The following is a 12168-nucleotide window of genomic DNA, read 5'->3' on the forward strand; positions in this document are numbered from 1 at the left end:
AGTCACAACCCGAAGGGCTGGGACTATTTTTGCGCCCGCCTGCGTTGTCAATCACTTATGTAGTAAGGCTACAATACGTGCTTTCCGCCTTGCCGGACACAAAAATAGTCGCCAGCAGTGGTGGAGATGGAAGATAAACACGCCCTAGTGCATCAGCTCACTGGTAAAGGTTAATTCTTCATCCTGCACATCTACCTTGATAACCTGTCCGGCCACAAAGCGACCAGACAATAAAGCCTGGGCTAACGGGTTTTCCAACTCATGCTGAATGACCCGTTTTAAAGGTCTGGCCCCATAGACCGGATCAAAACCTGCTTCAGACAGCATATCCAGTGCCGCATCAGATAATTCCAGTCCCATTTCTTTTTCTGCCAGACGTTGGCGCAAATGTGACAGCTGGATATCAGCAATCGCCCGGATTTGTGATTTCTGTAACGGATGAAATACCACCACATCATCCACACGGTTAATAAACTCCGGGCGGAAATGCTGGCCAACAATTTCCATCACTGCATTTTTCATGGCGTCATAATTGTCTTCGCCGGCCATTTCCTGAATCACATTGGAACCCAGATTAGAGGTCATCACAATAACGGTGTTTCTAAAATCAACCGTCCGACCCTGTCCATCGGTCAGCCGACCGTCATCCAGTACCTGCAACAGAATATTGAATACATCCGGATGCGCTTTTTCGACCTCATCCAGCAGGATCACTGAATAAGGTTTGCGGCGCACCGCTTCCGTCAGATAACCGCCTTCTTCATAGCCGACATAACCGGGAGGTGCGCCGACCAGACGGGCAACTGAATGTTTTTCCATAAATTCGGACATATCAATTCGCACCATCGCTTCTTCAGTATCAAATAAAAACGTTGCCAGAGATTTGCATAGCTCGGTTTTACCCACCCCCGTTGGCCCTAAAAACAGGAATGAACCGTTAGGACGATTGGGATCTGATAAACCGGCACGACTGCGACGAATCGCATTTGCGACTGAGTTGACTGCTTCGTCCTGACCGATAACCCGTTCGTGCAAAGCTTCATCCATTTTCAGCAGTTTATCGCGTTCACCTTCCAGCATTTTGGACACCGGTATCCCGGTCCATTTGGAAACCACTTCAGCAATTTCTTCTTCGCCGACACGATTCCGCAGCAAGGTGAAGTCCTGCATTTCTGCCTGGGTGGCAATATCCAACTGTTTTTCTAACGCAGGGATACGGCCATATTGCAGTTCGGACATTTTTTCCAGATTACCGCTACGATTGGCCGATTCCAGTTCCAGCCGAGCTTTTTCCAGTTCTTCCTTGATGTGCTGACTACCATGTAAAGCCGCTTTTTCTGATTTCCAGACTTCTTCCAGATCGGTATATTCGCGGGCCAGTTTTTTCATTTCGGTTTCCAGCGTATCCAAACGTTTTTTGGAAGCTTCATCCGATTCTTTCTGCAACGCTACACGCTCAATTTTTAACTGAATCAAACGCCTTTCCAGCCGATCCAAAACTTCCGGCTTGGAATCAATTTCCATACGGATCCGACTGGCCGCTTCATCAATCAAATCAATGGCTTTATCCGGCAGATTCCGGTCGGTGATATAACGATGCGATAAGGTCGCTGCAGCAACGATGGCCGGATCGGTAATATCCACACCGTGATGCACTTCATAACGCTCACTCAGGCCACGCAGAATGGCAATGGTAGATTCCACACTGGGTTCGCCCACCAGCACTTTCTGGAAGCGACGTTCCAGAGCGGCATCTTTTTCAACATATTGGCGATATTCATCCAGCGTAGTCGCGCCGATACAATGCAACTCACCTCGGGCCAAAGCAGGTTTCAGCATATTACCGGCATCCATCGACCCTTCGGCTTTACCAGCACCGACCATGGTGTGAATTTCATCGATAAACAGAATGATCTGACCTTCCTGTTTAGACAGGTCACTGAGTACCGCTTTTAGACGTTCTTCAAATTCACCACGGAATTTGGCACCAGCAATTAACGATCCCATATCGAGGGAAAGCACTCGTTTGTTTTTCATGCCTTCAGGCACTTCACCGTTAACAATACGCTGGGCTAAACCTTCAACAATCGCTGTTTTACCGACGCCGGGTTCACCGATCAATACCGGATTGTTTTTGGTACGACGTTGCAAGACCTGGATGGTGCGGCGAATTTCATCATCACGACCAATCACTGGATCCAGCTTGCCACTTTCGGCACGAGCAGTTAGATCAATAGTGTATTTTTCTAGCGCCTGGCGCTGTTCTTCGGCATTTTGATCAGTCACGCGTTCGCCCCCACGAATTTTGTCTATCACGTTATTAATATTGGTTTTGTTAGCCCCATGCTTGCGTAGCAATTCACCTGTTTGATTTTTTTCCTCAACCGCAGCCAGTACCAAAAGCTCACTGGAAATAAATTGATCCTGACGTTGCTGAGCCAATTTATCCGTTTGATTTAATAATCGGTTCAAGTCTGAAGATATGCGGATATCCCCATTACCACCTTCAACTTGGGAAAAACGGTTTAACTGTGCTTCCAGATCAGCCTGATAAGCTGGAACGTTAACACCGCTTTGGGCCAGTAACGGTTTTACCGTGCCCCCTTGCTGATTTATTAACGCCAACAATAGATGGGCTGGTTCAATAATCTGATGATCGCGCCCGACCGCCAGACTTTGTGCGGCGCCAAGTGCTTCCTGGAACTTGCTGGTGAGTTTATCGATTTGCATCGTAATATCCCTGTAAAAAATAAGTTAATTACAAAATGGGGGGTACACAAGATAATCTCAAGAGGTCGAAACAGAATTTATTTTTTTGCTGAAAAGGCTAATTCATATTTCGGTCATTAAAATTTGCCAAACTGTTAAATTGCTTATCGGACTTCACTACATACTATGCTTAAACACTGGAAATTGCTGGCCTCACGTTTTTGGGGCAATTGGCTAGGATTAGCATTAATGCGATTATCCGTTTATCTCTCGCCCACCAGCAGATCACTCATTGCCTCCATTATAGGCAAGAGCTTAAGCGTATTTGCAGCTAAAAAATGTTTTGTTGCCAAACGCAATATTGCACTTTGCTTTCCGGAGTTATCAAAATCTGAACAGAAAATATTACTGAAAAAAACCTTATACAGTGTCGGCATGATGCCGCTTGAGACGGCACTCAGTTGGTGGGCCTCAGATAGATCTCTTTTAACAATCGTTGATTATGACGGTCTCGAACATCTGCAATCGGCTGTAAAGAAAGGTCGTGGTGTCATTCTAATGACCGGCCATTTTACCAGCATGGAATTGGGCGGTCGTTTGATGATGCTAAAACATCCCATGCATGTGATGTTTCACAATATGAAAAACCCACTGTTCAATCAGGTAATGCTGCACTATCGGCATAAACACAGTGAAGGTAGTCTGCTCCAAGCCGATATCAGGGGTTTATTGCGGGCGCTAAAAGCCAATAAAATCGTCTGGTATGCCCCTGATCAGGATTTCGGTGGCAAAACCTCGGTCTTTGCCAAGTTTTTTAATCTTCCAGCTGCCACGATAGTTGCCCCATCTCGTCTGGCTGAAAAATCTGGTGCAGTGGTTATACCTTTTATGCCTTGCCGTCAGCCAGATGGACGTTATTTGATGAAATTATTTCCAGCGCTGGAAAACTACCCCTCTGGTAATACTCTGCAAGATGCACAAAAGTTAAATGATTGGCTGGAAGCCCAAGTAAAACAGTACCCCGAACAGTACCTTTGGGTTCATCGCCGCTTCAAAACCCAGCCAGATGGACGCGGCAAGTTATATATCCAGCCAACCAAAAGCACCTAATTAAATGTGACAGTCACTGTCATATTTCCGACATCAGAATTACACACTTTTAAACTAAGGTTATCCCAATGAGCAAACGACTCCGTGCCAATTCATGGGGTTGATTCACCAACTTGGGAGCAATGATCAGATGAATGCATCAGTTTCAGGTGAAACCATTATCTGGCGGTTAACTGATGGAAAACCAGGTCATGAAAGTCAGTCATTGGGTCTGGCTCATGCATTGCAACGCATGCGTCCGTGTCAATTGATTGATATTCCGGTATCAGGAAAATTAGCGCCATTTTATCAATGGTTATCTGGAGTCTGGCCTGCCGGAGCAGGTTTACCGCTTCCAGATCTTATTATAGGTGCAGGTCATCGCACACATTTTTCGATGCTTGCCGCCAAGCGTGCTTATGGTGGTAAAACAGTCTTGATGATGCAGCCTAGCCTACCGGTAGGATTATTTGATCTCTGTCTTATTCCTGAGCATGACGAATACCATGGCGGTGGCAATTTTCTGCAAACCCGCGGCGTATTAAACCCATTAAATGCTACAGGTTCTCATCATGCCAATCAGTCGTTGATTATGCTCGGCGGTCCTTCTAAACACTGCGGTTGGGATAACACAGAATTGATGCAATATATTCGTAAACTGCTCTCTGATAATCCCAATACTCATTACACATTAACTACGTCTCGCCGCACACCAGCTGAAACCTTACAGTCAGTGCAATTATTGGAAGCAACCAATCTTGAAGTGGTGCCATTTGAGCAAACTGCTGCTGGATGGGTGGCGGAGCAACTGGCCAGAGTCAGTAGCGCCTGGATCAGTGAAGATTCGGTATCAATGGTCTATGAAGCACTTACGGCAAGGGTTGCGGTAGGCACTTTACCAGTGCCGGTTAAACGCCAAAACCGGGTCAGTAACGGTTTGCAAAAATTATTGACTGAGAAACTGATTGTCCGTTTTGACCATCAACAAAACTATCAACAGGCTTTACAACCGGTAAATGGCTTTATTGAAGCCGATAGATGTGCAGAATGGATTGAGGCTAATTGGTTATCACAACTGGTACCGGGTCGCGCAGCCATTGCCAACACCTAACTTTTATAGTTTATTTTGACGAAACTGACCGTTGTTCAAGTATTGCCCTCGTTGGCGTCAGGCGGCGTCGAACGTGGTACGCTGGAGGTCGGCAAGTTTTTAATTCAGCAAGGTCACCGATCTATCGTAATTTCTGCTGGCGGGCGACTGGTCAAAAAACTTACCAGGCAAGGCAGTAAACATATCAGCTGTCCTATTGGACGAAAATCCTTGCTAACGCTAAGGCAGATCCCCAAATTACGTCGTTTTTTACTCAGTGAAAAGGTAGATATTGTGCATGCCCGCTCACGGCTACCGGCATGGATTTGTTATCTCACCTTGAAAACTATCCCACATCGACAACGACCACGGTTTATTACCACCGTTCATGGCCCTTATTCAGTAAATGCATACAGCGCCATTATGACCAAAGGCGAAAAGGTCATTGTGATCTCAGAAATGATTCGTGAATACGTACTTCGCCATTACCAGGTTAATAGTGACAAGCTGCAATTAAATTACCGGGGCGTTGATACAGCAGATTTTCCTTTCGGTTATCAACCAAATGCTGCGTGGCAGACGCAATGGTATCAGCAGTTTCCGCAAACTCGCGACAAACTTCTATTATGTTTGCCCGCACGAATTACCCGTTGGAAAGGCCAGCATGATTTTATAGAGCTTATTGCAGCACTTAGCAAAATAAATCCTCAAGTTCATGGTCTGATCGTTGGCGAAACCAAGCCTGGCAAAAAACGTTATTTACAGGAAATCACCGACCGAATTGCCGAACTAAACGTGCAATCTCACATCACTTTTACTGGGCACCGCAGCGATATCCGCGACATAATGGCGATGTCGAAAATCGTATATTCGCTCTCCACAGAACCGGAGGCCTTTGGCCGCATCCCGCTTGAAGCGTTAAGCCTAGGTAAACCAGTGATTGCGTATAACCATGGTGGTGTTGCTGAACAGCTGAATCGTATATTGCCAGCCGGTCTTATTACACCCGGAGATAAAGCTGCTTTACAGGCAAAAAGTCTGCAGTGGCTGATCACACCACCTGAGGTGCCAAAAAATCAGGAGTTTTCGCTAAAAAGCATGCTGGAGAATACGCTCGCTATTTATCATTCGCTCGCAGTACCAGAAAAAGCTTCATGAAAATTGCTCAGGTACTTGCCAGCCGTGGCGACGGTGGTTTGGAAAAACATGTATACGAACTTAGTCTTGCGTTAGCTGAACGTGGCCATGAAATCACGGTTATTGCCGACCCAGTATTTATTCGAAAATTGCCAACACATATTCAAAGCATTGCCATCCCCAGCCATTACAGTCGCCACGATCCAAGGCTGTTATGGTCACTGGGAAAGTCATTTCGTCAGGGACAGTTTGATATTGTGCATGCGCAGGCAAATAAAGCCGCAACACTGGTGAATTCGTTGCGTTATTTTTTTTCAGGTCAACGTGTCGCAACTTTACACAATATCAAACGACAGCTCGGAGCTTATCGGCATTTTAATCAGGTTATTGCTGTAAGCAAGCATCTCGCAAAACCCTTTGCCGATGAAAACGTCACGGTGATTTATAACGGCATCCGAACGCCGCTCATCACAAAAGGCCTACAAGAAAAACCGAATGCATTCCCACTTTTGCTGGCAGTTGGCAGACTGGTGCCTGCTAAAGGCTTTGATGTACTCATTAAGGCGGTTGCAGATCTGCCGGTTACCTTATGGATTGCTGGCGACGGTCCGCAAAAAGAACATCTTCAATCATTGATAGATGCGCTTTCAACTACTGCAGATATCCAATTAATAGGCGATCGTCAGGATATTATTCCGTTAATGCAGCAAGCCGATGCCCTGATTATCAGCTCGCGGCGCGAAGGCTTTTCTTATGTTTTCAATGAAGCACTGCTCACACAATGCCGAGTTTTGGCAACAGATGTGCCGGTCGCCAATGAAATCTTATCGGAAGAGTTAATTGTGCCAATTGATGACCCTCAGGTATTAAAAGAGCGTCTACAAAGTTTGTTAGCTGATATGAGCCAATGGTCGGCCCTGATGCAAAAACCCTATGCTGTTGCTGAGCAATGCATGACCTTAACGGCCATGACCGATCAGACGCTGGCACTCTACCGTAAGTTGATCTCATCATGAAATCGCCTCATATTCTAGTGATAAAACATGGCGCTTTCGGTGATTTACTACAGGCAGATGGCGTATTGCATGATATTAGAGTGTATTTCGACCATGCTCGAATATCTTTACTGACCTCATCCGCCTATCAATTGCTAATGCAGCGCAGCCCCCATATCGATTTTGTCTTAACAGATAAGCGATGGCCGTTATGGCGAGTGTCAGATTGGTGGCTACTCAGAAAAACATTAAGAGAGCAGGATTTTGATCTGGTGATTGATTTGCAGAACACGCAACGCACTCGACTGTATAGAAAGCTATTATTGCCAAGATCGCCATGGGTTCAACGTGCGACTAAACATACTCCAGTCAGTGGCTTACAAGGCCAGATTGAGTTGTTGCAACAAGCAGGAATTGATAGTCAATATGCCCGGCAAGCAGATTTACGCTGGCTGGCAGATGATATGCAACAGTGGCTGACTGAGTGCGAAATTAACTCTGGTTTTATTTTATTATTGCCCGGTTGCTCGGCCAGACGTCCCGAAAAACGCTGGCCCTTCTATCCTCAACTTGCTGAAACATTAGCCACAAAAGGCATCAATGTTGTCACCGTGCTCGGGCCAGATGAAAGTCAATTAGCCGAGCAATTTAATGGCAAATTGTTAAAAGATCTCAACTGGTTTCAACTGGCCGGTGTTATTCAACAAGCCGGTTTTGTGATTGGCAACGATTCCGGCCCAAGCCATCTGGCTGCGCATCTGGGTAAGGCCGGTATGGCGATTTTTGGACCGCACAGCTGTGCCCAGCGTGCTGAAATTGAACGTAAACAATTCAAGCCTTACAGCATCAGTTCATTGTCAGAACTGAATGTCGAGACAATCATTGCTTACTTACAAGCTCAAGGTGTCGTTTCAAGCTGAATGCTCAGCAGAGGAATGCTGCAAATCAACTGTCAGTGCCCAACCAACACCTAACCAGACCAGGGCCGCCACCCAGTTGTTTAACAAGCTGATACCACCAATTAATGGCCAAAAACTCAGTAGCAAAATCGCCGAACTGATGGTCAGCAACAGCCAGCTTTTTTGTCGCCATAATGACATCAATGCCTGGTGAAAGATCGCCAACACCATCAAGCAAAATAAACTTACTCCAACAATACCGGTTTCCGCACCAATATGCAGATACAGATTATGTGGATGTGTACATTCAAGAGGAGTGTTAGCCATTACCGCTAGTTCATTACAAACAGCTTGATAACTGTGCAGACCACTACCAAACCACGGATAGTGCTGCCAAACTTCGAAGGCCCCGCGAAACACCTGGCCATAATCCGATTCCCGGAAATTCTGTAATTTTTCGACCGTACTAAACACCATCCGCTGCGATATCTCCGGTAGCAAAAACATCAAAGCAATAATGATTAAAATAAGTAGCAATCCGCCCAGCACCACCAGTTTTTGTCTGGCAGGATATTGCAGCGCCACCCCGAGTAATACCATTAAGCTAGCCGAAACACACAACATAAACGCCATGCGCTCGCCTGTGATAAAAATTAACAATAAAAAGCTCAGCAAAATACCAACGATAAACAGCACTTGCCGATAGGTAGACTGCAAACTGGAAAATACTGCTAGCGCAAGCAATAAGATAAATTCCACCCGCACCATCATAATCCCAGCCACTGGATTACGAAACGGCCCGGTCAACCGGTTTTCTGGAGCAATAGGAATACCAAACCAGTCCACACCTGTTACATATTGCCAGCCAGTATCCAAGACAATAAATAGAGATGTGAATAGCAAGGCGATGAGAAAGTGTTTTTGTCGGTCGCGGCTTGTTAATAACCAGTAAGCTAATGCTGCGGCAAATAAAGGCCAGCGCATAAAGGTAATGGCGTATAGCAAGCTATCAGACGGATCAACGCTAAGAGGTAAGTTTACAAGCAATAAATAAGCCCATAAAAGCAGACTTAAACGAAACCAGGGCTTTCTCGCCCAAAGCCAGTCATGTCGCTGAAACGACCAAATTAAAAACAGAATGCCAGTTAACAGTACAGTCAAATCGGCAATGGCCCGCGAAAATAACAATAATGCCGGTAATAACCATGGCAGTGCAGTTTGGGAGTAACGAACCCAGGTGGGAGTAGTGTCGGTTATCATCAAAGTCTTTCAGTGCAGGCAAAATAACTTCTCAGACTACCTAGGGATTAAGACACTATGATGAAAATTAGGGTCGGGGAATCGGCGTTTCGATTGTCAGAATAATATCCTGCAAACATTCTTCCATTGATTGCGGGGTGCACTGTAATGGTTGGCCCATCGTTAACAGCACCCGACTCGGTATAAAAGGTGCAGTAAACACTTTGCCCTGTGCCGCAACACCATCAATACGTACTGGAAATATCGGTGCAGCCGACCAGCTTGCCAGCCTGCCGACGCCACCCTTAATTTTTCTCGGTGGATCAGTATCCAGATGAATTTTTCCGTGGGGAAACAGCGCGATGATCTCACCCTGCTGCAATGCTCTTAAGGCCTGCCTTAACGCCTGCTCAGGGCGGCCGGAACGATCAACAGGAATACAACCTGCCTTTTTAAAAACCCAACTGACCAATGGCCGCTCATACTCTTCCCGAGCAATCAAAAAGCGTAACGGACGTTTACTGGCAGATATCAGTAATAAGGGATCAACACCAGATACATGGTTAGCGACTATAATCGCCGGGCCAGTCTCTGGCAGATTTATTTTCTGTTCCGGTAAATGCTGAATATACCGGCAGATTAAGCGAGTCCAGCCATCCAGCCAGTTAACTGACGGTCCGCCCCAATCGGCTTCAGCATGAATAATGCCGATAAGCCAGATACTGAAAGCGATTAACAGGAATAAACCAAGATAGATGATCATTCCACCTCAAACGGTTCAGGATCACCCATACCAACGCGAACCACTTCGGGTAAGTCATTTATAAACTCGACCACGGTCGTCGGCTCACTGCCACATGCTCCGCCATCAATAATCAAATCCACATGTTTACTCAATTGATCGGCTATTTCATCAGCCTCTGTCATAGGCATGGTCTCACCCGGCAAGATAAGTGTTGAACTCATTAAGGGTTCATTCAGTTCTTCCAGTAGGGCAAGGGCAATATTGTTAACCGGAATTCGTAAACCGATGGTTTTACGTTTGGGATGTTGCAATCGACGTGGCACCTCTTTAGTCGCCGGTAATACAAATGTATAGGGGCCAGGGGTATGCGCTTTAATCAAGCGGAAGACTGCATTATTGAATTTGGCGTAAACCGATAGCTCAGACAAATCCCGGCACACCAGCGTGAAATTGTGATCAGCATCCAGTTGGCGCAAACGACGAATACGATCCATAGCGCCTTTGTCACCCAAATGGCATCCCAGTGCATAGCCCGAATCGGTTGGATAAACCACCAAGCCACCACTCATTATTATTTGACAGGCTTGTTTAATCAGGCGCGGTTGCGGGTTATCCGGGTGAATTTGAAAATACTGGCTCATCTAAAACCTTCGTTAATTCTTTAGTTCGTTAATTACTTGTATATACCATAACCCATGCCGCATGACCGTCTTACTGCCATAAAGACCATACCGGTTTACAGGAAGCAGGCAATGGGAGGAAGCGTCCAAGCTCACTCCAAGTCTGTTCCGGACCATGAAAATCCGATCCACAGGAAGCAAGCAATTCATAATGTTTTGCCAGTGCTGCTACATTTCTCAGTTGATCTGGATGCTGATGGCCGGAACTAACCTCAATGGCTTGTCCGCCCGCTGTTTTAAAATCATCAATCAGCCGTCGCAGCTTGGTACCAGTCATTTTATAACGTAACGGATGAGCAATAACCGCCTGGCCGCCCGCCTCGATTATCCATTCAACTGCGGATTCCAGATCAGTCCACTGTCCCGGCACATATCCAGGTTTCCCCCTCAACAAAAAACGTTTGAAGACATCTTTCGTATTGGAGGCATGACCTTGTTCGACCAGAAATTGTGCAAAATGCAGTCGTCCTAACATGGTCTTAGATGCATATTTTCCCGCACCTTCAAGCGCGCCCGAAATACCGGATTTTTCCAAACGCTGCGCAATTTGTTCGGCTCTTTGTTGCCGATATTGGCGGATATTGGCTAAACCGTTTTGCAATTTAACGTTTTCAATATCAATGTTCAGCCCGACAATATGCACCGTGCTGCTATTCCAACTGACCGAAATTTCGACCCCGGGAATCAATGTGAGTGGCTGATCTGCGGCAGCTTCAAGCGCAGCCGTAATGCCCTCTGTACCATCATGATCAGTAAGCGCCAGCACGTCGACTCCTTGCTGAACAGCTCGTTCAACCAATGCTTTCGGAGACAATGCGCCATCAGAGGCGGTGGAATGGCAATGCAGGTCATAGTGCGTCATGGTGTTGATTTTACGTTAGAATGTGGCATCTCTGTAATAACTGAACAAAAAGATGAAACTATTTACTGATTTCCTGCCCATTATTCTGTTTTTCATTGCCTATAAATTTGGTGGCGGCGTCTACCACTGGAATGGTCAGGAATATGAGGTGGCCGGCATCTATGCTGCAACAGCGGTAATGATGGTCGCTACACTGGTTCAGGTTCTTTATGGTTTGCTGCGTCACGGCAAAGTGGAAAGACAGCATTTAATCACCTTTATTCTGGTGATGGTGCTTGGCGGGGCCACGCTCTGGTTACAGAACCCGGAATTTGTGATGTGGAAACCCACCGCGGTGAACTGGTTGTTTGCATTAGCCTTCATTGGTGCCAGAGTGTTTACCGATAAAACCCTGCTTGAACGTCTGATGGCAGCGCATATGCAATTACCAACCGTGGTCTGGTCAAGACTGAATACTGCGTGGATTCTGTTTTTTATCTTTTCCGGATTTCTGAATATTTATATCGCGTATTACTACTCAGAAGAAACCTGGGTGAACTTTAAATTATTTGGCTCTTTGGCCATTACAGTGGTATTTATTGCCGGGCAGGCTATTTATCTATCCCGTCATATAAATGGAAATAATGATTCGAAGGATGCGTCCTGATGTTATATGCCATTATCAGCGAAGATAAGCCCGATAGCCTGCAGCGGCGTATGGCTGCCCGTCCGGCTCATCTTGGT

General features: G+C 46.1%; 11 protein-coding genes. 6 read left to right on the top strand and 5 right to left on the bottom strand.

The window, feature by feature from the left end:
- Positions 1 to 144: 144 nt before the first annotated feature.
- A complete protein-coding gene (clpB, locus tag B3182_RS11790) occupies positions 145 to 2730 on the bottom strand; it encodes an ATP-dependent chaperone ClpB (protein WP_292356157.1) in 2586 nt (861 codons plus the stop codon).
- Between the two features lie 165 nt (positions 2731 to 2895).
- Between clpB and B3182_RS11795 the strand changes: the two genes are divergently transcribed.
- From B3182_RS11795 to B3182_RS11815, 5 genes are all read left to right on the top strand, one after another.
- Entirely contained in the window at positions 2896 to 3819 is a 924-nt protein-coding gene (locus B3182_RS11795) for a lysophospholipid acyltransferase family protein (RefSeq protein WP_292356155.1), read from the top strand.
- A 130-nt stretch (positions 3820 to 3949) separates the two neighbouring features.
- Entirely contained in the window at positions 3950 to 4909 is a 960-nt protein-coding gene (locus tag B3182_RS11800) for a mitochondrial fission ELM1 family protein (protein WP_292356154.1), read from the top strand.
- Positions 4910 to 4924: 15 nt separating this feature from the next.
- Entirely contained in the window at positions 4925 to 6046 is a 1122-nt protein-coding gene (locus B3182_RS11805; RefSeq protein ID WP_292356152.1) for a glycosyltransferase family 4 protein, read from the top strand.
- Complete coding sequence (locus B3182_RS11810) at positions 6043 to 7041, top strand: glycosyltransferase (RefSeq protein WP_292356150.1); 999 nt, start codon at positions 6043 to 6045, stop codon at positions 7039 to 7041. The genes B3182_RS11805 and B3182_RS11810 overlap by 4 nt, the downstream gene beginning before the upstream one ends.
- Positions 7038 to 7940 (top strand): glycosyltransferase family 9 protein, encoded by a 903-nt coding sequence (locus tag B3182_RS11815; protein ID WP_292356148.1) that lies wholly within the window; start codon positions 7038 to 7040, stop codon positions 7938 to 7940. The genes B3182_RS11810 and B3182_RS11815 overlap by 4 nt, the downstream gene beginning before the upstream one ends.
- On the opposite strand, the gene B3182_RS11820 is transcribed toward B3182_RS11815, so the two are convergent.
- From B3182_RS11820 to B3182_RS11835, 4 genes are all read right to left on the bottom strand, one after another.
- Positions 7932 to 9179, bottom strand: a complete 1248-nt coding sequence (locus B3182_RS11820) for an O-antigen ligase family protein (RefSeq protein WP_292356146.1) — start codon at positions 9177 to 9179, stop codon at positions 7932 to 7934. The genes B3182_RS11815 and B3182_RS11820 overlap by 9 nt on opposite strands.
- Positions 9180 to 9246: 67 nt before the next feature.
- Positions 9247 to 9921 carry a lysophospholipid acyltransferase family protein gene (locus B3182_RS11825; protein ID WP_292356144.1) on the bottom strand — a complete coding sequence of 225 codons (675 nt, stop codon included), beginning with the start codon at positions 9919 to 9921 and terminating at the stop codon, positions 9247 to 9249.
- On the bottom strand, positions 9918 to 10544 hold the full coding sequence (locus B3182_RS11830) for an L-threonylcarbamoyladenylate synthase (protein WP_292356142.1): 627 nt from the start codon (positions 10542 to 10544) through the stop codon (positions 9918 to 9920). The genes B3182_RS11825 and B3182_RS11830 overlap by 4 nt, the downstream gene beginning before the upstream one ends.
- A 70-nt stretch (positions 10545 to 10614) precedes the next feature.
- Positions 10615 to 11445: a PHP domain-containing protein gene (locus tag B3182_RS11835; protein WP_292356140.1), complete on the bottom strand. Its 831-nt coding sequence runs from the start codon at positions 11443 to 11445 to the stop codon at positions 10615 to 10617.
- Between the two features lie 52 nt (positions 11446 to 11497).
- Here B3182_RS11835 and B3182_RS11840 point away from each other — a divergent pair, with 52 nt between their 5' ends.
- A complete protein-coding gene (locus B3182_RS11840; protein WP_292356139.1) occupies positions 11498 to 12091 on the top strand; it encodes a septation protein A in 594 nt (197 codons plus the stop codon).
- The last annotated feature ends 77 nt before the right edge of the window (positions 12092 to 12168 follow it).

It is taken from the genome of Methylophaga sp. UBA4204 (genome assembly GCF_002379485.1).
GTDB lineage: Bacteria > Pseudomonadota > Gammaproteobacteria > Nitrosococcales > Methylophagaceae > Methylophaga.

Excerpts from the sequence above, each read along its gene's own strand:
- clpB (WP_292356157.1), bottom strand. The coding sequence starts at position 2,730 with ATGCAAATCGATAAACTCACCAGCAAGTTCCAGGAAGCACTTGGCGCC.
- B3182_RS11795 (WP_292356155.1), top strand. The coding sequence starts at position 2,896 with ATGCTTAAACACTGGAAATTGCTGGCCTCACGTTTTTGGGGCAATTGG.
- B3182_RS11800 (WP_292356154.1), top strand. The coding sequence starts at position 3,950 with ATGAATGCATCAGTTTCAGGTGAAACCATTATCTGGCGGTTAACTGAT.
- B3182_RS11810 (WP_292356150.1), top strand. The coding sequence starts at position 6,043 with ATGAAAATTGCTCAGGTACTTGCCAGCCGTGGCGACGGTGGTTTGGAA.
- B3182_RS11815 (WP_292356148.1), top strand. The coding sequence starts at position 7,038 with ATGAAATCGCCTCATATTCTAGTGATAAAACATGGCGCTTTCGGTGAT.
- B3182_RS11820 (WP_292356146.1), bottom strand. The coding sequence starts at position 9,179 with ATGATAACCGACACTACTCCCACCTGGGTTCGTTACTCCCAAACTGCA.
- B3182_RS11825 (WP_292356144.1), bottom strand. The coding sequence starts at position 9,921 with ATGATCATCTATCTTGGTTTATTCCTGTTAATCGCTTTCAGTATCTGG.
- B3182_RS11830 (WP_292356142.1), bottom strand. The coding sequence starts at position 10,544 with ATGAGCCAGTATTTTCAAATTCACCCGGATAACCCGCAACCGCGCCTG.
- B3182_RS11835 (WP_292356140.1), bottom strand. The coding sequence starts at position 11,445 with ATGACGCACTATGACCTGCATTGCCATTCCACCGCCTCTGATGGCGCA.
- B3182_RS11840 (WP_292356139.1), top strand. The coding sequence starts at position 11,498 with ATGAAACTATTTACTGATTTCCTGCCCATTATTCTGTTTTTCATTGCC.